This window comes from Streptomyces sp. BRA346, assembly GCF_052851135.1.
Genome location: NZ_JAIWIH010000024.1, coordinates 14,273 through 34,118 on the forward strand (window position 1 = coordinate 14,273; position 19,846 = coordinate 34,118).

17 protein-coding genes and 2 pseudogenes are annotated in these 19,846 nt (G+C 70.5%); 14 read left to right on the forward strand and 5 right to left on the reverse strand.

Going from position 1 to position 19,846, the window contains the following annotated elements:
• Nucleotides 1–656 precede the first annotated feature (656 nt).
• The 5 genes and pseudogenes from LCH29_RS26715 to LCH29_RS26735 all read left to right on the forward strand — a co-directional run.
• Nucleotides 657–1,081 (forward strand): annotated as a pseudogene (locus tag LCH29_RS26715) (transposase); the annotation flags it as partial.
• Nucleotides 1,082–1,536: 455 nt separating this feature from the next.
• Nucleotides 1,537–2,316, forward strand: coding sequence for a TRADD-N-associated membrane domain-containing protein (locus tag LCH29_RS26720; protein ID WP_446464270.1), 780 nt, complete (start codon nucleotides 1,537–1,539; stop codon nucleotides 2,314–2,316).
• 911 nt (nucleotides 2,317–3,227) lie between these two features.
• Nucleotides 3,228–3,428 (forward strand): dehydrogenase, encoded by a 201-nt coding sequence (locus LCH29_RS26725; RefSeq protein ID WP_446464271.1) that lies wholly within the window; start codon nucleotides 3,228–3,230, stop codon nucleotides 3,426–3,428.
• 118 nt (nucleotides 3,429–3,546) lie between these two features.
• Nucleotides 3,547–3,888 carry a hypothetical protein gene (locus tag LCH29_RS26730; RefSeq protein ID WP_446464272.1) on the forward strand — a complete coding sequence of 114 codons (342 nt, stop codon included), beginning with the start codon at nucleotides 3,547–3,549 and terminating at the stop codon, nucleotides 3,886–3,888.
• 208 nt (nucleotides 3,889–4,096) lie between these two features.
• Complete coding sequence (locus LCH29_RS26735) at nucleotides 4,097–5,512, forward strand: ATP-binding protein (RefSeq protein ID WP_446464273.1); 1,416 nt, start codon at nucleotides 4,097–4,099, stop codon at nucleotides 5,510–5,512.
• A gap of 16 nt (nucleotides 5,513–5,528) precedes the next feature.
• On the opposite strand, the gene LCH29_RS26740 is transcribed toward LCH29_RS26735, so the two are convergent.
• From LCH29_RS26740 to LCH29_RS26750, 3 genes and pseudogenes are all read right to left on the reverse strand, one after another.
• Nucleotides 5,529–5,945, reverse strand: a complete 417-nt coding sequence (locus LCH29_RS26740) for an EamA family transporter (RefSeq protein WP_446464274.1) — start codon at nucleotides 5,943–5,945, stop codon at nucleotides 5,529–5,531.
• Nucleotides 5,894–6,193, reverse strand: coding sequence for a hypothetical protein (locus tag LCH29_RS26745; protein WP_446464275.1), 300 nt, complete (start codon nucleotides 6,191–6,193; stop codon nucleotides 5,894–5,896). Before LCH29_RS26745 ends, LCH29_RS26740 begins: the two co-directional genes overlap by 52 nt.
• A gap of 5 nt (nucleotides 6,194–6,198) precedes the next feature.
• Nucleotides 6,199–6,474 (reverse strand): annotated as a pseudogene (locus LCH29_RS26750) (hypothetical protein); the annotation flags it as partial.
• Between the two features lie 147 nt (nucleotides 6,475–6,621).
• Here LCH29_RS26750 and LCH29_RS26755 point away from each other — a divergent pair.
• The 5 genes from LCH29_RS26755 (at nucleotide 6,622) to LCH29_RS26775 (ending at nucleotide 11,739) form a co-directional block, all read left to right on the forward strand.
• On the forward strand, nucleotides 6,622–8,199 hold the full coding sequence (locus tag LCH29_RS26755; protein WP_446464337.1) for an RraA family protein: 1,578 nt from the start codon (nucleotides 6,622–6,624) through the stop codon (nucleotides 8,197–8,199).
• Entirely contained in the window at nucleotides 8,196–9,530 is a 1,335-nt protein-coding gene (locus tag LCH29_RS26760) for a TRAP transporter large permease subunit (RefSeq protein ID WP_446464276.1), read from the forward strand. Before LCH29_RS26755 ends, LCH29_RS26760 begins: the two co-directional genes overlap by 4 nt.
• Before the next feature lie 35 nt (nucleotides 9,531–9,565).
• Complete coding sequence (locus tag LCH29_RS26765; protein ID WP_446464277.1) at nucleotides 9,566–9,862, forward strand: hypothetical protein; 297 nt, start codon at nucleotides 9,566–9,568, stop codon at nucleotides 9,860–9,862.
• Nucleotides 9,863–9,968: 106 nt separating this feature from the next.
• Nucleotides 9,969–10,718, forward strand: coding sequence for an IclR family transcriptional regulator (locus tag LCH29_RS26770; RefSeq protein ID WP_446464278.1), 750 nt, complete (start codon nucleotides 9,969–9,971; stop codon nucleotides 10,716–10,718).
• A gap of 37 nt (nucleotides 10,719–10,755) precedes the next feature.
• Complete coding sequence (locus LCH29_RS26775; RefSeq protein ID WP_446464279.1) at nucleotides 10,756–11,739, forward strand: cyclase family protein; 984 nt, start codon at nucleotides 10,756–10,758, stop codon at nucleotides 11,737–11,739.
• Nucleotides 11,740–11,751: 12 nt separating this feature from the next.
• On the opposite strand, the gene LCH29_RS26780 is transcribed toward LCH29_RS26775, so the two are convergent.
• The gene (locus LCH29_RS26780) at nucleotides 11,752–13,176 is read right to left on the reverse strand and encodes an MFS transporter (protein ID WP_446464280.1); all 1,425 of its coding nucleotides are present in this window, start codon (nucleotides 13,174–13,176) and stop codon (nucleotides 11,752–11,754) included.
• A 67-nt stretch (nucleotides 13,177–13,243) separates the two neighbouring features.
• Here LCH29_RS26780 and LCH29_RS26785 point away from each other — a divergent pair, with 67 nt between their 5' ends.
• Nucleotides 13,244–13,903 carry a TetR-like C-terminal domain-containing protein gene (locus LCH29_RS26785; RefSeq protein ID WP_446464281.1) on the forward strand — a complete coding sequence of 220 codons (660 nt, stop codon included), beginning with the start codon at nucleotides 13,244–13,246 and terminating at the stop codon, nucleotides 13,901–13,903.
• Between the two features lie 252 nt (nucleotides 13,904–14,155).
• On the opposite strand, the gene corA is transcribed toward LCH29_RS26785, so the two are convergent.
• Complete coding sequence (gene corA, locus LCH29_RS26790) at nucleotides 14,156–15,250, reverse strand: magnesium/cobalt transporter CorA (protein ID WP_446464282.1); 1,095 nt, start codon at nucleotides 15,248–15,250, stop codon at nucleotides 14,156–14,158.
• 176 nt (nucleotides 15,251–15,426) lie between these two features.
• Here corA and LCH29_RS26795 point away from each other — a divergent pair, with 176 nt between their 5' ends.
• The 3 genes from LCH29_RS26795 (at nucleotide 15,427) to LCH29_RS26805 (ending at nucleotide 19,729) form a co-directional block, all read left to right on the forward strand.
• Nucleotides 15,427–16,041: a dihydrofolate reductase family protein gene (locus LCH29_RS26795; protein WP_446464283.1), complete on the forward strand. Its 615-nt coding sequence runs from the start codon at nucleotides 15,427–15,429 to the stop codon at nucleotides 16,039–16,041.
• A 300-nt stretch (nucleotides 16,042–16,341) separates the two neighbouring features.
• On the forward strand, nucleotides 16,342–16,473 hold the full coding sequence (locus LCH29_RS26800) for a hypothetical protein (protein ID WP_446464284.1): 132 nt from the start codon (nucleotides 16,342–16,344) through the stop codon (nucleotides 16,471–16,473).
• A 127-nt stretch (nucleotides 16,474–16,600) separates the two neighbouring features.
• On the forward strand, nucleotides 16,601–19,729 hold the full coding sequence (locus LCH29_RS26805) for an ATP-binding protein (RefSeq protein WP_446464285.1): 3,129 nt from the start codon (nucleotides 16,601–16,603) through the stop codon (nucleotides 19,727–19,729).
• The last annotated feature ends 117 nt before the right edge of the window (nucleotides 19,730–19,846 follow it).

Consider the following 19,846-nt stretch of genomic DNA (forward strand, 5'->3'; position numbering starts at 1 on the left):
AGCGGACGGTACGGCAGAGACCGTCGCTGGACACAGCGTCAGGAAAACGTCGGTGACCGATAAAACACGACTGTAGTGGACCAAGCAGCAGCATCGATCGTGAAACCGCTGATACGGAACTTTTGATGCAATAGGTTCCAAATGCCAGGCACAGCGGACTGCAAGCGGCAGGAAGGGCGCCACCAGCACTACCGCCCTGGAAGACTTGACAGCACACAGGCAAGGCGCCAACAAGGCGCCGTCAAAGCCGCACTAACCAGTAACAACCGGCCCATGCTTGGTCTCAGTTCTGGCCTCGTTCACCCCCGCTCAGCGCCGTCCGACACCTCGCTCCGCTGCAGGTCAGAATACCCCTGGGCCGTCTCGAACCCCCAGACGAACATTTGGAAAGCGTGTTGGGGGCCACCCCTCACGAGTTCGAATCTCGTATGGTCCGCCAGTGCCTTCACTCGGCGTTCTCCGTCTCACTTTCCCTCGATCGGGACCTGCGGAGCCCGGCTGCGTATCGCGGTGGGCGAGGATCGTCCCGTCGAACGGATCGCGCTGCTGCGGGAACGTGGGCGCGCAGTCGGGGCAGGCGTAGACCGTGCCGCCGCGGACGCTCGCGCCGTGGGCCATCGCGACCACGACCGGCTGTCTGGTGGTCGTTTGGCAACGTACGCGATACGTTCCGCAGCTACCCACAGGCGGAGATCATCGAGTCCCTGCCCGGCATGGGCCCGATCCTCGGGGCCGAATTCGTAGTCGCCGCAGGCGATCTGACCTCCTACACTGACGCCGGCCATACGGCCTCGGCGGCCAGACTGGTGCCCGTTCCACGTGATTCCGGACGCCGCACCGGCAACCTGCACCGCTCCAAGCGCTACAGCCGCCGCCTGCGCAGAGTGTTCTACCTCTCCGCGCAGACCAGCATCATCCGCGACGGCCCCACCGGGACTTCTACCTCAAAAAGCGCAGCGAAGGCTGCAAGCACGTCCAAGCCATCATCGCCCTGTCACGACGCCGAGCAGGCGTGTTCTGGGCACTCCTCCGCGACAACCGAGTCTTCACCCCCGACCCACCAGCCGCACAGGCAGCTTGACTCGGTCATATGAAACTCCAGCTCAAAGCCCTCCATCGACCTCGGTGATTCTCCTCGCGATCTGATTACTCTGAGGCATCAGCATTACAGCGGGGCAGATTTTAGACCCAAGCTCTGCCAGCCGCCAGCTAAACGCCTTATTGAGAGCATTCGAGTGGCGCCGCTACGCGACGGTGATAACCTAAGAAATAGAACTCAAGCGTCGCGAAAGTTTCCAGTAGACGAATTTTGAACTCCGAGCAACGCATTTGGAACCGCGACCCCCTTTCAGTCGCCCGATAAATTCGGGAGCTCTCATGCCGGACTCCACATATAATTACCTTGACCTGCCCTCTGCCCGCCGATACGTGATAGGCAGCCTGCAGCCAGAAGATGCAACTTCGACGGAATATCCGTTGCGGTGGCGAGAATCGCAATGGAAACAATGGCTATCTTCAAATGAGCGAAATACCGCAGTGGAGCGCAAGAATGCACTTCTGTGTGCCGCCTGGGTCATTTTCATCATGGCTATTTGCGGGGCACTCCTGTCCGTCCTCTTCAACGCTGGATGGAGAATCGCTGTCACGCTTGCCATAGTCGGGGTTTTGCTTTCATTTGCCCTGGCCGCAGGAGCGCGCTACGTCTACAGATATGCCCAGGTAACTTTCGTTCCGACCAGCGCGCGCGAAGAGGATGGCGACGAATCTCATAGGATCCTTGAAGAGCCAGGTCTGCAGAATCTCATCACACTAAATCGAGCCCAGATGCAGGTCTATCACGAAATCGCCACGAAACAGGCAAGACTGGCCTCTCGAAATAGTCGATGGGCTATTGCGATTGGGTACACGGTCCTAGTTGCGGGGGCAATAGTAGCTATTCGGTCCGGAAGCGAGACTTCGAAGATCGTAATAGGCGCCCTTGCCTTGGTGGGGAGCCTACTGTCAGCCTACATAAGCCGAACTTTCTCTCAGTCCGAAGATCGGGCTATGGACCAACTGAACTACTATTTCCGACAACCACTAGTAACTAGCTACGTCCTATCCGCTGAGCGCCTTACCTTCAGGCTGGAAGACGGCCGACGTGACGAACTTGTCACTGAGGTAGTTCAGGGAGTTTTGTCTGCAGCGCAGAATGCCTACGACGGTGAAGTGGGTCGAGATCAATCCCGAGAAGTGCTCCTCACGGACGACACTGAGAACGGTACTGCGCCTTCCGCCGAGAAAACGCCACACTGGTGGTCAAAGCGGAAAGGCTGATCCGAGAACCCCTCCTGCATCGCCCGCCATAGTCGATCAGCGGCACGCCTGTGCGCATGCCGGGCGACATCCCCGGGACTGGGACCCCCACCATATGCGCAGCAGATAGGGCGGTAAGTAGCGGTCGCTCGTTTGCGGTCAGCGACGCGATCCATGTCGACCACCCCGTGATCCCAGGACATTAACGTGTACATGCCCGCACTCGGCAGATCCAGCGGACGCCTTTCTTGCCACGGCGAAAACCGATCCACGGTTCCTGGAGCTCCACGTACGGCGTGGCGAGCGCGGAAGGGAGGTCGCGTGGGGAAGTGGGGCGCCCCGGCCATGACAGCGGGACGGTGCCAACGAAAGGCACGTCCTCATGCCCGACCCACCTAGGACCGTTACCCGGAGGAGCGTTCGAGATTGTCAGCTGAGCCCGCCGGGTAAGTGGCGGAAGGGGGAGAACATGACTAGTGCTGTGCAAGGGAACCGGGCGATCCCACCTACGCTACCGAACGCCACTCACGGCTGAGCGCATGGGGAACTCTCCTCGCAGGAGTAGCAGCATTTCTCACGCTATTCACGGCATGCGTTTCGACATACGTGGCGTTCGCCGCCTACAGAGAGACTCTTTATCTCGCTCACCAAAACACGCTGAGTGGTATCGATAACTGGCACGGAAAGACGGAAAGGGCGAAAGATTGCAAATGAGGAGCGTGTAGCGCGCGAAATTAACGGTCTGACGCACCATCGTCAGTGCCGCCATGACCAGCAACGCGTCATGGCACCGGAGACAGCAGTGGAGTACAGCTACAGCAACCACCGCGAGCACAGCGAACCAGTCAGAAGCCCTCGATGGCCAACCAATCAGGCCACTCCACCCAGCCGAGAGTTCGGGACGAATTGGTCACTCCATTAGGATGCGCCACATGACCCACGACGCCCTGGCCTGTCCTGAGTGCAGTCAGCCCATGAAGTGCGGCGGCTTCGTGCTCTCCAGGCGTGAAGGCGACGACCGGCAAACCTGCCGAATGCTGTGGAGGTGTGCCGATCGGCATGTCTGGTGGCGCTGGGCAGGTCGGCCTGAAGAGCCACTGGAGGTCTGCCCGGTGCCCGGGCTGTTCCGCTGACTTCAACGACCGTAGGCGTACGCATCGCTCCTGCCGCCTGCGTCCTCCACAGCGACGAGTCCGCCCTCCTGGCCGAACTCACCGCCCACCGCAGACTCGCGGGCTCGAACTGCGGCAGTTGGCGCCGACGGTGCTGATCAGCCGCAGCCCGGTCGACACGACTCTCGCCGTGCTCCGGGGCGAGGGATACGCCCCTGTCGCGGAGACGGCCGACGGCACCGTGTGCATCGAAAAGGCCCGGCCTCGGCGGGCCGCCGCTCCCGTGCCGACTCCGCGCGGCATCGGGACGAGGGATGGCGGCCGGGACGCTGCCACGGGTACGGCGAAGGCACCCGCCGCTATCGACCCCGACGCCTTGGCCGCCCAACTGCTGGCCGCCCCGCCGACGACGCCCGAACCCGCGCCGTTCAGCGGCGGAGTGCCCATCGCCACGGACACCGAGGAGATCCTCGCGGGGTGAGCGAAGCGCCTGCCGTACAACGAGTCCGTCAGCTCGCCCATGCCGTTGATGCCGTCGCCACCTCGGGGAGCCGGACCATACGCACTCTCAGCCACCTCATGCTCGACCGCTCTGCCTCGAAGCCTGGTGCCACCTGCACAACGCCGAGCACATTACTATCGCTAGCGATAGTATCTCCAGCGAGACTATCGCTACCGGGAGGCTTGCCGTGCGTCGTTTCATCGGGCGGGATCGCGAGCTGAACGTGCTCCGCGACGCCTTGCAGACGGTTCAGGACGCCGCCGGGTCGGGGAAACCGGGGCAGTGCATCCTCATGCGGGGAAGGCGGCGGGTGGGCAAGTCCAGCCTCGTCGAGGAGTTCCTCCGGCGCGCCGAGACGCCGTACCTCTTCTTCACCGCGGCGGGCGGCACGGCGGAGGATGAGCTGACGGAGCTGCTCGACGCCGTCGCCAGGTCCACCCTGCCGGAGCGGGGGTTGTTCCACGAGGAGACCCCCGATCAGTGGAACGCGGCGCTCAGGCTGCTTGCGGAGATCCTGCCCGACGACTCTCCCAGCGTGGTCGTCATCGACGAGGTTCCGTATCTCATGCACCGCATCGACGCCTTCGAGGGCATGCTCCAGCGGGCGTGGGACCGGCTGCTCAGCCGCAAGCCGGTTCTTCTCCTCCTGGTCGGGTCCGATCTGTCGATGATGGAGGCGCTGAACGACTACGACCGCCCCTTTCATCAGCGGGGCCGGGAAATGATCGTGGGCCCGCTGAACCCGGCCGACATCGGCGAGATGCTCGACCTGTCACCGGCAGCCGCGTTCGACGCCGCTCTAATCACGGGGGGCCTCCCCCTGATCTGCGCCGAGTGGCGGGCCGGAGCGGATGTCTGGGAGTTCCTCCGCCACTCGCTGGACAACCCGATCTCGGCACTGCTGGTCTCCGCCGAGCGCTCACTGGCCGCGGAGTTTCCACCGCAGGCGATGAGCAGGGAGGTCCTGCGGGCCATCGGATCGGGGGAGCGAACCTTCACCAACATCGCTCGCGCGGCCGGTGGCATCGCTCACACCACTCTCACCCGGGCCACTGACGTCCTGACCGAGAAACGGGTCGTGGCCGCCGAGCTGCCGCTCTCACTGAGGCCGTCGAAGGAACGCCGCTACCGGGTGGCCGACCCCTACCTGCGCTTCTGGCTCGCGTTTCTGGATCCGCACATGGCGGAGATCGAGCGGATGCGGGGAGATCTCACGCTGAGCCGGATCAAGGAGCGGTGGACGAGCTGGCGTGGCCGCGCGATCGAGCCCCTGGTCCGGGAATCCCTCGCCCGCCTCCTGCCGGACGGGTCCGTGCCCGCCGCCCCGGCGATCGGCGGCTACTGGACCCGCAGCAACGACATCGAAATCGACCTGGTGGGCGCCGACCGGCAGCCGGTGGCCAAACAGTTGCTCTTCCTCGGCTCGGTCAAGTGGCTGGAGAACTCCGCGTTCGACAGCCACGACCTGGCCGCACTACAGAAGCACCGGGCAGCGATCACCGACGAGCCGGTACCGCTCGTGGCGGTCTCCCGCAGCGGGGTCGGTTGTTCCGGCCTTCAGGCGGCGTACGGCCCCGAGGAACTGCTCAGCGCTTGGCGGTGAGTCCACCGGGCGTCGCTCAGCGGCCTTGTTCGGGGGTGGGCGCCGCGGGGCGTGCTGTGGCCCCGGGCACCGGTGTTGCAGCGGGTTCCTGCTGTCGTGGCCGCCGGGCGGCGGGTCGTGTCGGGGCGGTGAGGACCGCCAGGCAGGCGACGACGAGGGCGATGCCGGTCCAGCCGGAGGCGGGGAGGCGTTCGCCTACGACCAGCACGGCGAGGACGGCCGCTACGGCTGGTTCGAGCAGGGAGAGCGTGGTCGCCGTGCTGGCGGCGACGTGCGCCAGGCCCCAGCCGAAGAGGACGTAACCGACGAACATGGGGACCAGCGCCATGTACGCGCCGACGGCCGCGTTCGGCCAGGAACTGGTGAGCGGGGCGCCGGTGGTCAGGAGGACGGGTACGAGTAGCAACCCGCCCAGGCCGAAGATCGTGTCCATCGCGCACGAGAAGGGACCCCGCGGTTGATCAGGCGGTGGGCCGCCCAGGAGTAGAGGGCGTAGGTCACACCGGCGATCAGGCCCAGCAGCACGCCGAGCAGGGTGGCGCCCGCGGAGGCCGTTCCGGGGTCATCGTGTGCCCGCGCGGCCTCCGCCGCGCACAGCATGACGGTGCCCGCCAGGCCGAGGGCGGCGCCGAACATCCAGCGGCGGGTGAGGCGGTGGCGGTCCGCGATGCGCTCGATCACGGCCGAGGCCAGCGGGGCAACCGCGGCAGCCCGATCCGTGGAGCGACCACCTCGTTCGCATCGTCCATCCAGGTCGAGGCCCACACCATGTCGCACCCCAGCGCCACCAGGCGCGGCCCGACGGTCGGGTCCAGGCGCTCCAGCAGCGGGTTCTCCGGAGCGGAGGGCCCTTCGGGGCGGACAGCGTGGGCCCTACGAGGCCGATTGGACGGCCCTCCCAGTGGGATGAGCGGTCCGTCGATGTCGAGGAACAGCACGGGGCGCTCCGCTGAGCCGGTCACAGCTGAACCCTAGCCCTGCCCGCCGTCGCAGCCATCGCAGAACATCCCGTGCGGTCCCACCCCTTGACGTGGGGTTCAGGCGTGGGCACGATCCTCCCCACCTCACGTGAGAAAAATTATCACTGTACGAGAAAAGCGAGGGTGTCGATGCGGGTAGGGATCCTTGGGCTGGGCGAGGCCGGGGCGCTGTACGCCACGGGGTTCGCGGAAAACGGCTGGTCCGTCGTGGGGTATGACCCCGGCGACGTGCCGACGCCGGCCGGTGTCGGCCGGGCGGGCAGCGTGGCGGAGGCCGTCGCTGGGGCCGATCTTGTGCTGGGGCTGACGGGGGCCGCGGCGGCTGCGGGGGTGGCGGCGGAGGCCGCGCCGCATCTGCGGGGCGGTGTCGTCTTCGCGGACATGAACGCCGGGGCGCCGGACCTCAAGCAGAGGATCGACGGCATCGTCACCGAGGGCGGGCGGGCGGTCTTCGCGGACGTGTCCGTGATCGGTTCGGTGCCCACGTACCGCCACCGTACGGCTCTGGTGGCCAGCGGCCGCGGGGCCTCGGCGGTGGCGGAGCACTTCGGGGCGCTGGGCGCGCCGGTGGAGGACCTGGGTGGGGAGCCGGGGGCGGCGTCGGCGCGCAAGCTGCTGCGCAGCCTCTTCATGAAGGGGCTGGGCGCGGTCATCGTGCAGACGGTGGAGGCGGGCCGGGCCGCCGGGGACGAGCGGTGGGTACGCGAGCAGATCGCGCAGGAGCTGGCCGACGGCGACGCCACGTTGGAAAGGCTCTATGCAGGAACGTTCAAGCATGGGCTGCGGCGGGCCGGTGAGGTGGCCGCCGCGGCCGGGCTGATGACGGAGCTCGGCTTGGACGCGGCGTTGGCGCACGACATCAGCAGGCTGCACGCCCTCGCCGCCCGCCCGGACGGACTGCGCGCCGTGCCGCTGGTGACCGAGGAGCTGCTGGCGGCCTACGAGGGGCTGCCGACCGCCAACATCGGTGACGCACGCGACCGGCTGGGGCTGCTCGACTCCGGCATCGGCCCGCTGTGGACCGGTGCCCGCGCGGTGGGCCGGGCGGTGACCGTGCTGACGCGGGCCGGGGACAACCAGGCCATCCACGAGGCGCTGCGGATCGCCGGACCCGGCGATCTGATCGTGGTCGACGGGCAGGGCGACACACAGCGCGCCCTGATCGGCGAGCTGATCGCCGAACGCGCCCTGGCCCGCGGAGTGGTCGGGATGGTGCTCGACGGTGCCGCCCGCGACGTGGAGGTCCTCGAGGAGATCGGCTTCCCGGTGTGGGCGCGCGCGGTCACGCCTGCCGGGCCCTACAAGGACGGCCCCGGCAGGGTGAACGTCGCCGTCGCCGTGGGGGGCGCGGTGTGCAGGCCGGGTGACCTGGTCGTCGCGGACGGCGACGGGGTCGCCGTCCTCCCCGCCGAGGAGGCAGAGTCGACCCTGGTCGCGGCGCGTGCGATCGAGGCCGACGAGGCGCGCCGCCGCAGCAGCATCCGGGCCGGACAGGCCAAAGGAGCCGAACGAGCCGAAGAGGCCGGACAGGCCAAAGAGGCCGGACAGGCCAAAGAGGCCGGACAGGCCAAAGAGGCCGGACGGGCCATGACCGCATCAGCCACAGACACACCGACCGCGGGCGCATCAGCCACGAGCACACCCGCCAAGGCCACATCCACCACAGCCACACCGGCCACGGACGGACCGGCAGGAGAAGCGGCATGATCGCGATATGGGCCCTGGTCTGCTACATGGCGGCCATCATCGTCTGGAACGCCGTGCTGAAGAGGAACATCGGCGAAGCCCTCCTCGTCGGCTTCCTGGTGACCGGCCTGTTCGCGGGCGGCGACATCGGCCACGTCATGTGGGGCGGATTCGCCGAGGCGATGCAGGAGGTCACGTTCGCCGCCCTGGCGTTCGTGTTCATGAGCTACCTGCTGAGCCGTACGCCGGTCCTGGATCAGTTGCTGAACATCCTCAACTCCCTGCTCGGACGGCTGCGGGGCGGGCCGGTGTACACCTCGACCGTCGCCGCGGGCATCTTCGGCGCCATTGCCCACGTGGGAGCGGCCGTCACCGCCGCCGTCGGCTCGGTGACCATCCCGTGGATGAAGCGCTCCAAGGTCAGCGGTGAACTCGCCGCCACCGTGGCCGCCGGTGGCGCGGGCATGGGTGTCACCTTCCCGTTCAGCTCCACCATGTTCATCCTGATGGGCTCGGCAGGGGTGGCGGCGCTGGTCTCCCAGGACGACATCGTGTTGCCGCTGTTCATGGGCGGGCTGTGGTGTCTGGGCTACCGCCTGCTGGCGGCGTTCTGGATGGTCCGCCGCCACAAGATCCAGCCCATGGACCGTGCCGACCTGCTGCCGCTCCGGGTCAGCCTGGGCGCGGGGTGGACCAGTCTGTTCCTGTTCGTCGGGATGGTCGTTCCGTTGCTGCTGACCCGCGGACCGACCGGCGGCGAGCTGGGCCGTTACGTCGGTACGAAGATGTCGGACGCGATCAGCCTGATCACCTGGATACCGGTCCTGCTCATCGGGATCGTGCTGTTCCTGGGCCGCCGCCAGCTGCCCCGCGCCGCCCGCGGGTGGTGGCACCTGCTGGAAGGGGCGGCACCGCAGTTCGGGGTCATCGGCGTCACGATCGTGGCCGCGTTCTCCGCCTCGAACGTCCTCGGCGAGCTGGGCCTGCCGCAGCAACTCACCGACGTGCTGACGCAGCTGCACGCACCGAAGTGGGCCATGACCCTGATCGTGGGGGTGATCGTCGTCGCCGTGGCCATCCCGCTCACCGCCAGCGCCACCATGGCCGCCATCGGCCCGGTCGCCGTCTCGTCCCTGGCCGAGGCCGGAGTACCGGCCGCCACCGCCTGCGTCGCCGTCCTGATCTTCGCCTCCACCGAGGGCGCCTCGCCGCCCTCGGGAGCCCCGATCTACGTGGCTAGCGGCATCGCCGGAGTCAACCCGGCCCGCACCTTCGCCCCTCTCGTCGGCTACTACTGCCTGCCGATCCTGCTGATCGGCGCCGCGGTGGCCACCGGCGCCCTGCCCGTCTGATCCACCCCTTCGCACCAGCCATACGAGGTCGTGCCATGCCCACCCACCTGATCAAAATCCTCTTCCGCCTCGGCGTCCTCGGCTTCCTGATCGGCGGCCTCTGCATCGTCATGGGCCAGACGCTGGGAGTGGTTCTCGGCGACGCCTCCTGGGTGAGCGATGTCGCCGCCACCGCCGGGCCCCCGACGTTCATCACCGCCGGTATCACCGGCCTGCTCGCCTACGTCCTGTCGTACACCCGCCCCGGCGACCCGGCCCCGGAACCGGTCCCGGCTGCCACGCCCGAGCCCCGGCCCACCGAGGCCGCCGAGGCCGCACCGCGGCCGGAGTAGGACGCACCGCTCCGGGTGGATCTTGTGCGCACCACGCCGCTGCTCGCATGCTGATAACACTTATCAGGAAATTCCGCAGTCGAGCAGACCACCCAGGAGCCACCCCATGGCCACCCCCGCCTCTCCGATGCGCTCGGTCGACCGAGCCTTCGACGTGCTGTCCGTCCTGGAGGACGCCCGCCACCCGCTGCGTCTGAGCGAGATCGCGCGCCGCGCCGAGCTCCACGTGGCCACCGCTCAGCGCATCCTGAACGTCCTCATCGACCGCGGTTACGCCGTCAAGGAGGAGCCCGGCTATGTCGCGGGCCCTGCGTCCGTGGCCACCGCCCACGCCTTCCTGGTCAACAACCGGCTCAGCCAGGTCGCCCTGCCCGTGCTCCAGGAACTGGCCGCCACGACCGGCATGACGTCCACCCTGTACGTACGCGTCGGCCTCACCCGGGTGCCGATCGCCCGCGTCGAGGGCCTCAATCCGCTCCGTTACCAACTGCCCATCGGCGAGAAGCTCCCCCTGCACCTGGGCGCCGGGAAGTCCCTGGCCGCCTGGCTGCCCGAGGAGGAACGCGACGCCTACGTCGACAGCGTCACCCCCTTCACCCGGATCTCCGGCGAACGCGTCAGCGCCGACGACCTGCGCGACGAGCTCCGGCGCACCAAGGAGGACGGCCACGCCGTCTCCCTGAGCGAACGCGCGCTGGACGTCACCGCCGTCAGCGCCGCCATCCGCCGCGGTGAACAGGTGCTCGGCGCGCTCAGCGTCGCCGCCCCCAGCAGTGATCTGCCCACCGCCGACCACCCGCGCGTCATCACCGAAGTGCGCCGGGCGGCCGGTGCCATCGCCGCCCGCTGTCCTTGAACAGCCTGAAGGGCTCGAGCAGAAAGCGCCTCTCCCGTTGTCCCACTCCTTGCCCTCCCTCACCTACGACGCGTTGCTGCGGCGCACCGACGCCCCGCCCGGCTCCAGTTGGCACCTCTTCCCCGACCAGCCCGAACGCGGCATGGCCAACTTCGCGGGCCCCGAGCAGATCCGGCGGGCGGCCCGCGAGGTCCGGGACGGCCGTGCCGTCAACCTCGACTACGCCCTCGACGCCTTCGACCCGCCCATGTCCCGGGCCCGCGGCATCCCCCGCCACCGCATCACCGCCAAACACGACCAGGCCCGCGACGACGTACTGGACGAGTTCTTCCTCCAGGCGAGCACCCAGATCGACGGCCTGCGCCACCGCCGCGCGTCCGGGCACGGCTTCTACAACGCCGTACCCGATCACGCGATCGCACCGCGGAGCCCGCGCCTCGGGGTGCAGTTGTGGGCCGAGACCCCGATCGTCGGCCGCGCGCTCCTCGTCGACCTCGACGGCCTCCTCCGCGGCCGCGGCACACCGCTCGACCACGCGGCCGGTCCCGCCCTCGGCCCCGAGCTGCTCGACGCGGCGCTCGAGGCCCAGGGCTGCCGCGTCGAACCCGGCGATCTGCTCCTCGTCCACACCGGCTGGGCCCACTGGTACCTCACCGCCGAACCCGGCGAACGGGCCGCGGCCCGCGACGCGCGGGGCGCCACCGGATTCGTCCAGTCCCGGGACGTCGCCGCCTGGTGCTGGGACCACCGCATCGCGCTGCTGGCCACGGACACCTTCGCCGTCGAGGTCCTGCCCGTGGCGCCCGGGAGCGACTTCCACGAGAGCGCGCCCGAGGACGACGGCATGATGCACCAGGAGCTGATAGCCAAACTCGGCCTTCCCCTGGGCGAGTTGTGGAACCTGACCGACCTGGCGGCCGACTGCCGGGCCACGGGCCGCTGGACCAGCCTGCTGACCGTCAAGCCCCTGAACCTCACCGGTGGCGTCGGCTCCCCCGCCAACGCCACCGCTCTTCGCTGACCCGGGGAATTCTCAGGCCCTGATGCGGTGGGCGATCGCCACGCCGAGGACGGCCAGGGCCGTGGTGAGGGCGAAGGTGGCCGTCAGGGCGGTGGCGGTGGCCGCGGCGTGGGCGTGGGCCAGGGCGATGGCCGCGCCGCCGAGGCCGGTGAGGACGGCGGTGGCCAGGGTCTGGGCGAGTTGCAGCGCGCCGCTGGCCTCGCCCTGCCGGTCGGCGGGCGCCTGCTCCATGGCGTCGGTGGTGGCGGCGTTGAACGCGATGCCCATGCCGATGCCGCCGACCGCCCAGCCGACCACGGCGACCGGGGCCGGGACCGAGTCGATCAGGATTCCGGCGGCGATGACGCCGACGCCCGCGGCCAGGATCGCGCAGCCGATGGCGATCGGCAGCGCGCGGGAACGCCCGCTCCAGCGGTCGTCCGCCCGGCCCTGCCAGGCCGCGCCGAGCACCCAGGCGATGGCCCCGGCGGACAGGCCGAGACCGGCCTCGGTGGTGCTCAGCCCGCGCAGCTCGGTGAGGCCGAGGGGCAGGAAGGCCTCGCTGCCGAAGTAGGCGCCGCACAGCAGGAAGCGGATCAGCACTCCGGTCGGTACGCCGCGCCGCCCGCGCAACGTACCGGTCGGCAGTACGGTGCGCAGGCCCAGCACCGCGGCCACGCTGCCGAGCAGCGCGAGCGGCAGCAGGACGGCGAGGTTCGTGAACTGGAGGCCGCCGAGCAGCACCGCGGTGCCCGCGCTGACCAGGACCCCGCGCGCCACCGGGCCGCGCCACCAGGCGTCACGCGGCGCGTCGGCGGCGGGCGGGTCCGGGTGGCCGCGGCGCGCCAGCGGGGGCACCGCCATGGCCCAGGCGAGCAGGATCAGCGGCAGGAGCAGGACGAACACGCCGCGCCAGTGGACGTGTTCGGCGATGAGTCCGGCGGCGGCCGGTCCGGCGAGCGAGGGGACGGTCCAGGCGCCGGAGACCAGCGCGAACATCCGCGCCCTGAGGTGTTCCGGGTAGTGCAGGCCGATGACGGTGTACGCCAGGGCCATCACGGCGCCGACGCCGAGGCCCTGGACGAAGCGCCCGGCGAGGAAGACCGGCCAGTTCGGCGCGGCCCCGGCCAGGGCGCAGCCCGCCGCGAAGACGGCCAGGCCGATGCCGAGCGGCCGGGCCGGGCCGCGGCGGTCGGCGGAGCGTCCGGCGGCGACGGTGCCGATCACGTTGGCGAGCATCAGGGCGGAGAAGCCCCAGCCGTAGGCGTCGAGGCCGCCCAGCGCACCGGCGATCTTCGGGAGCACGGTGGCCACACCCATCGACTCGAAGGCCACCAGGCCGACCGAGAGGACGATTCCCCAGGTCAAGGCCGTGTACGGGGCCTGGAAGACGCCCTGCCCCACGGCCCCCGGGGCATGGGCGGCTTCTTCGTCGGCCAGTTCCTGCCGTGGTGACATGGAACTCCCCCCAATTTCATTACGATACGGAACGGAACGAAACTGCATGCTACCTATACTGGCCGCCATGGCAAACCCCGGGAACACCCCCGCCCGCACCGAGGCCCGCACCGAGGCCAGGGCGGCAGGGCGGCCGCGCGACGCACGGCTCGACACCGCGATCCTGAGCGCCACCCGGGAACTGCTCGCCGAGGTCGGCTACCCCGGCCTCACCCTGGAGGGCGTCGCCGCCCGGGCCGGGACCACCAAACCCGCCATCCGGCGCCGCTGGGCGTCACGGCAACTGCTGGTCATCACGGCCCTCGGCGAGATCATGGGCACCGCCCCCACCCCCGACACGGGGTGCACCCACTGCGACCTGATCCTCGGCATCGAGACCATCGGACAGGCCTTCGGGGGCGCCTTCGGCCGCCGGACGCTGCCCGCGCTGATCGCGGACCTGGCCGGGGACCCCGAACTGGACCGGGTCTTCGCCGACACGCTCTTCCACCCCCGGCGCGCCACCACCAGGGCGGCGCTGCTCCGCGGCATCGAACGCGGCGACCTGCGCGCGGACGCCGACCTCGACCTGCTGCTCGACCTGCTGGCCGCCACCACCTACCACCGGGTGCTGTTCGGCCACATGCCGATCGACGACCGGCTGGCGCACGACGTGGTGATGACCGTCCTCGACGGCGCGGCGACACCGCGCTGGCGCGAGCACTACCGGCAGCGCCACGACGGGTGATGACGGCTAGGGGGTGTCCGCAAAGTCGCGTCGGATCAGCCCGCGGCGTCAGGGGGCACCTCCCGGCGGTAGCCGGGGGCGCGTACGATCGCAAGGCGGAGGGTCGTCCTCGTGGGGGGCACCTCCCGGACGGAGTCCGGGGGCGGGCCTACTCGGACGCGCCCGACAACGCAGCGAGAGGGGGCACCTCCCAGCGGTAGCTGGGGGAGCGTGCCAGGCGTCGCGGGCCCGGCGGGACTTTGCGGACACCCCCTAGAGCCAGCCGTTGCGGCGGAAGCCCCGGTGCATGGCGAAACAGGCGGTGGCGATGACGACGATCACCAGCGGGTAGCCGAAGCGCCAGCGCAGCTCGGGCATGTGGTCGAAGTTCATGCCGTAGACGCCGCACACCATGGTGGGGACGGCGATGATCGCCGCCCAGGCCGTGATCTTGCGCATGTCCTCGTTCTGGGCGACGGTCACCTGGGCGAGATGGGCCTGGAGTATGGAGTTCAGCAGGTCGTCGAAGGCGGCGATCTGGTCGGTGACCCGGGCCAGGTGGTCGGCGACGTCCCGGAAGTACGTCTGGATGTCGGCGTCGACCGCGGGGAGGCGCTGCGCGGAGAGCCGTTCCATCGGGCGGTCCAGGGGCGCCACCGCGCGCTTGAGCTCCAGCAGCTCCCGCTTGAGCTGGTAGACCCGGCCCGGGTCGGCCCGGACCGCGGGCTCGCGGGCGAAGACCTCCGTCTCGACCAGCTCGATATCGTCCTGGACCGCGTCGGCGACCGCGAGGTAGTCCTCGACCACGTGGTCGGCTATGGCGTGCAGCACCGCGGAGGGGCCCTTGGCCAGCTGGTCCGGCTCGGCCTCCAGCTCCTCCCGCAGCGGGCCGAGCGATCCGTGGCGGCCGTGCCGTACCGTGATGACGAAATCGGGACCGGTGAAGACCATGACCTCGCCGGTGTCCACGACCTCACTCGTCGTGGTCAGCTCGTCGTGATCGACGTACCGGACCGTCTTGAAGACGGTGAACAGCGTGTCGTCGTAGGTCTCCAGCTTCGGCCGCTGATGGGCATGGACCGCGTCCTCGACCGCCAGCGGGTGGAGCGCGAACAGCTCCGCGATCCCGGAGAACTCCTGCTCGGTGGGTTCGTGCAGCCCGATCCACACGAAGCCGCGCCCCGCCCGGCGCACCCGCGCGATCGCCTCCTCGACCGGGCAGTCGCCGGGCTGGCGCTTCCCGTCGACGTACGCCACGCAGTTCACCACCGACGTGCCGAGCGGCGAGCGGGCCGGGTGGTTGAGATCGACGCGGCGGCGGCGCCGGGCCAGGCGCGCCACTTTCCGGAGGTTGCCGACCATCGACATGGGAACTCCTTCGGCTGAGCTACGGCCGACGCCTACCCCGTCGGGGGTTTCGCACCGACTGCGCCCACAGCGTACGACCCGGCTCCCTTTTCACCCCGGCCGCCGCCGATGAGTTTGTGCGGTGACCGCGGTCCGAGAGGAGGAAGGGTCATCCGTACCGCTCGTGGAGGGGCATCATGAGGAAGATCATTGCCAGCCTGTTCATCTCGCTCGACGGGGTCGTGGAAGCCCCCGACCAGTGGCACTTCCCCTACTTCAACGACGAGATGGGCGCCGCCGTCGACGCGACCTTCGGCGTGACCGACACGCTCCTCCTGGGCCGCAAGACGTACGACAGCTTCGCCGGGGCGTGGCCGGAGCGGGAGGCGGCCGGGGGTGAGGACGCCGACTTCGCGAAGAAGCTCGGCGATGCCCGCAAGATCGTCGTGTCGCGCCAGGAGCTGTCGTTCAGCTGGCGGAACACCGAGCAGCTCAAGGGCGACGTGGTCGACGCCGTCACCGCGCTCAAGGGAGAACCGGGCAAGGACATCGCGATGAGCGGCTCGGTGTCGGTCGTACGGCAGCTGCTGGCGCACGGGCTGCTGGACGAGCTGCACCTGCTGGTGCACCCGATCGCCGTGCGCAGGGGCATGCGGCTGTTCGACGAGGGAGAGACCACGATTCCGCTGCGGCTGCTGTCGTCCAAGACCTTCAGCACCGGGGTGCTGCACCTGGTCTACGCGCTGGCCGAGTCGACCGGCGACGCCACGTACGACGACGCCAAGGCGCACCTGCCGCAGGGCGAGCAGTAGCAGTCGGCAGCGGTCCATGCCATGGATCCGGTCTCGGATGGCCCGGATTCGGCCGCATGTGTCCCCGGCCGGTGTGGACCGTACCCCGGCCCGGTGACGCTTCACCCGAGACGGCATGGGAGGCCGTGCCAGAAGCCCGCGATGGTCGGCTACTCCCGCTGCCAACTGCACCGGGGTGACTGGAGCAAGCCGCAGAAGAGGAAGGGCAAGCGGAGGAGCTGACCGAGGACCGTGGACCCCTCGTTACGCGGGGGCGGCGCGCCTGGTGCAGGTGAAGGGTTCGTCGAGCCAGTAGGTGTTGTGCTGCTCGTCGTAGGGGTGCTCCACGCCGTCCAGGTCCGCTTCGGCAGGGCGATCGCGTTCCGGATCGAGGACGACGTGGTCATGGTGCGCTCCATTCCGGTCCGGCCCGGCGGGCCGACGGGCGTCTGACGACCGGATCGCACGCCAACCGCCGGGACGAGGGATCCACGGGATCGACAGGGCTGGCCGGAGCTCTTCTCCCGCACGATCGACCGGACAGCCGAAACGTCCGCGCACCGCTCGCTAATCTGCGCGGGTGACCATCGAGCTGACCGTCCTGTCGACGGTTTCGTATCGCGGGGAGGAGATCACCGCCCCGCGGCTCCGGGGGCTGCTCGCGCTGCTCGCCTCCGACCTGCGCGCCGGGTGCAGCACCGGGCGGCTGGTCGACGGGTTGTGGCCGGACGGGCAGCCGGAGAATCCGGTCAAGGCGGTGCAGATCCTGGTCTCGCGGCTGCGGTCGCGGCTCGGGGCCGAGGTGGTGGTGAGCACGCCCAGCGGGTATCGGCTGGGGCTCGCCGAGGAGCGGGTGGACGCCTCGGCCGTTCTGCTGCACGCCGCCGCCTGCGCGGAGAAGGCTCGGGCCGGGGACCATGCCGGGGCGCTCGCCGAGGCGGAGGAAGGGCTCGCCCTCTGGGACGGCGGCGGGGGCGGGGACGGCGGCCGGGACGCGGACGCGGTGCTCGGCGATCCGGTCGCGGCGCTGCGGGCCGAGCGGGCGGCGGCGCACCGGGCGCTGAGACGGGGCCGGGCCCTGGGGCTGGCCCGGACCGGCGGCCGGGAGGCGGCGGCCGGGCCGTTGGCGGAGCTGGTGCGGGAGTTCCCGCGGGACGAGGAGCTGTGGCTCGAGCTGGTGCGGTGCGAGGCGGCGACCGCGGGCACGGCCGCGGCCCTGGCCACGTACGAGCGCTACCGGCGGCGGCTGCGCGACGAGCTGGGCACCGACCCGGGGCCGGGACTGCGGGCCCTGCACGAGGAGTTGTTACGGGGCGAGGCGCCCGTCGTGCGGCGCGGGGTGCCGCACGAGCCGAACGCGCTGCTCGGCCGGGACGGGGACATCGCGGCCGTGGCGGGCTTGCTGCGTTCCTCGCGGGTCACGTCGATCGTCGGGCCCGGCGGGCTCGGCAAGACCCGGCTGGCGGCGGCGGTGGCGCGGGCGGCCGAGCAGCGGGTGGTGCATCTGGTGCCGCTGGCGGGCGTGACGAGGGACGAGGACGTGGCGGGCGAGATCGCCTCCGCGGTGGGTGCCGCTGCCCCCGCGGTGGGCGGCGCGGGCGGCGCGCCCTCCGCCGAGGTGCTGGGCGGGCTCGTCGCGGCGCTCGGGGCGGGCCCGGTGCTGCTGGTGCTCGACAACTGCGAGCAGGTGGTGGGCGGGGTCGCCGAGGTCGTACGGGCGCTGGTGGCGGCGACCCGCGAGCTGCGGGTGCTCACCACGAGCCGTACCCCGCTGGACATCGCCGCCGAATCGGTCTATCTGCTCCCGGAGTTGGACCCCTCGACGACGGTCGAGCTGTTCGAGCAGCGGGCCAGGGCCGCGCGGCCGGACGTCGAACTGCCCGCCGAGGCCGTTGCCGCGCTGTGCCGCCGTCTCGACGGGCTGCCGCTCGCCGTGGAACTGGCCGCCGCGCGGGTGCGGGTGCTGTCGGTGGCGGAGATCGCCCGGCGGCTGGAGGACCGGTTCGCGCTGCTGCGGGGCGGGACGCGGGACGCGCCGCAGCGGCACCGCGCGCTGCACGCGGTGGTCGACTGGAGCTGGAACCTGCTCGCCCCGGACGGGCAGGCGGCCCTGCGGGCGCTGTCCGTGTTCCCGGGCGGTTTCACGGCCGACGCGGCGGAGCACCTCGTCGGTCACGACGCGCTGGAGATCCTGGAGGATCTCGTCGGGCAGTCGCTGCTGAAGGTGACGGACACCCCGGCGGGCGCCCGGTTCCGGATGCTGGAGACCGTACGGGAGTTCAGCGCGGCGCACCGCACGGCGGCGGGCGAGGACGAGCAGGTCACGGGGTGTTTCCTCGCCTGGGCCCGGTACTTCGGCACGACGTACCACGACGCGCCCTTCGGCCCGGACGCCATCGCCGCCTGGCACCGCACACGGGCCGAGCAGGACAACCTGGTGCGGGCGCTGCGCATCGGCCTGGACGCGCGCCACATGCCGACGGTCGTGGCGGCCGCGGCCGCCCTGGGCACGCTGTGGGCCACCGAGGCCCACTACACCCGGCTGTTCGCGCTGGCCGAGGACACCGGTCCGCTGCTGTCCCACTACCGGCCGGAGCCCGACGGCGTCGAGCCGGTCCGCACGCTCGCGACCCTGGTCGCGGTCAACGCGTTCCTCGGCGGGGGCACGAGCGCGCCGCGCTTCCTCGCCGTCCTGCGCCGACTGCCCCCGGGCGCGCCCGGGACCCTGATCGGCGCGCTCGCCACGGTGCTCAGCCGAATACCGGAGGTGGTGGGTCCGGACCGTACGGCCCTGGAGCGGCTGTGCGCGAGCGACGAGCCGCTGGTGGCGGGGGTCGCGGAGGGGGTGGCGGGCTATCTGTGGGAGAGCGAGAACGAGCCGGAACGGGCCATGGCTGCCGCCCGGCGGATGCTCGCCGCGTTCGAGGGACGGCGCGTGCCGTGGCTGTCCGTCATGGGGCATTCGCGGCTGAGCGAACTGTGCCTGCACGCCGAGCGCGGCGCGGAGGCGCTGATCCACATGGCGGAGGCCATGCGGATCATGGACGAACTGGGCGACTGGAACGACATGATGGGCCTGCGCTGGGGCATGGTGCTGGCCAACCTCCAGACCGGCGACCTCGAAGCGGCCGAACGCTGGCTGGAGCAGGCGGTGCTGCACCGGCCGGAGGAGGCCGTCGACCTGCTGACCCCCGACCTCGGGGCGCGCGCCGAGATCGCCCTCGCGCGGGGCGAGACGGAGCGGGGGCTGGCGTTGTGGCGGCGGGCCACGAGCACCCTGGAGAGCGACGGCGATCCGCTGCTGGAGCCCTGGGCACTGGAGATCCAGGCCGTCTCGGTCGCGGCCCACTCCCAGCACGGCCGCCTCGACCTGGTGTCCGGGTCCGCGGCGGCGCTCACGGAGCGGATCGTGGCGCTGCTCAACCGGGCCGTGGCGGTGGACATCCCGATCTGCGGCGTGGTGCTGCTGGCCCTGGGCTACGCCGACCTCGCGGCGGGGCGAGCGGGTACGGGCGTGCGGCTGATCGCGCTGGCCGAGCGGTTCCGGTGCCTACGGAGTTTCCAGCCGACGATGGCGTCGCCCCGTTCGCGGCACGCGGCGCAGAAGGCCGACGGGGCGGCGTACGACGACGCGGTGTCGACGTACGCCGCCCTGGGCCGGGACGGACTCCCGGGCGCGGCGGTCGCGTTGCTGAGGCTCCGCGGCTGAGGCTTCGCGGCTGAGGCTTCGCGGCTGAGGCTTCGCGGCTGAGGCTCCGCGGCTGAGGCTCCGCGGCTGAGGGGAGGCGCCGGAGCCGGTGGCGGGGGCCAGTGACCCGGGAGCCGC

Coding starts and splice junctions, on each gene's coding strand:
- LCH29_RS26760 (WP_446464276.1), top strand. CDS start 8,196: ATGATCGCGATATGGGCCCTGGTCTGCTACATGGCGGCCATCATCGTC.
- LCH29_RS26795 (WP_446464283.1), top strand. CDS start 15,427: ATGAGGAAGATCATTGCCAGCCTGTTCATCTCGCTCGACGGGGTCGTG.
- LCH29_RS26765 (WP_446464277.1), top strand. CDS start 9,566: ATGCCCACCCACCTGATCAAAATCCTCTTCCGCCTCGGCGTCCTCGGC.
- LCH29_RS26755 (WP_446464337.1), top strand. CDS start 6,622: ATGCGGGTAGGGATCCTTGGGCTGGGCGAGGCCGGGGCGCTGTACGCC.
- LCH29_RS26725 (WP_446464271.1), top strand. CDS start 3,228: ATGACCCACGACGCCCTGGCCTGTCCTGAGTGCAGTCAGCCCATGAAG.
- LCH29_RS26740 (WP_446464274.1), bottom strand. CDS start 5,945: ATGGACACGATCTTCGGCCTGGGCGGGTTGCTACTCGTACCCGTCCTC.
- LCH29_RS26780 (WP_446464280.1), bottom strand. CDS start 13,176: ATGTCACCACGGCAGGAACTGGCCGACGAAGAAGCCGCCCATGCCCCG.
- corA (WP_446464282.1), bottom strand. CDS start 15,250: ATGTCGATGGTCGGCAACCTCCGGAAAGTGGCGCGCCTGGCCCGGCGC.
- LCH29_RS26770 (WP_446464278.1), top strand. CDS start 9,969: ATGGCCACCCCCGCCTCTCCGATGCGCTCGGTCGACCGAGCCTTCGAC.
- LCH29_RS26785 (WP_446464281.1), top strand. CDS start 13,244: ATGGCAAACCCCGGGAACACCCCCGCCCGCACCGAGGCCCGCACCGAG.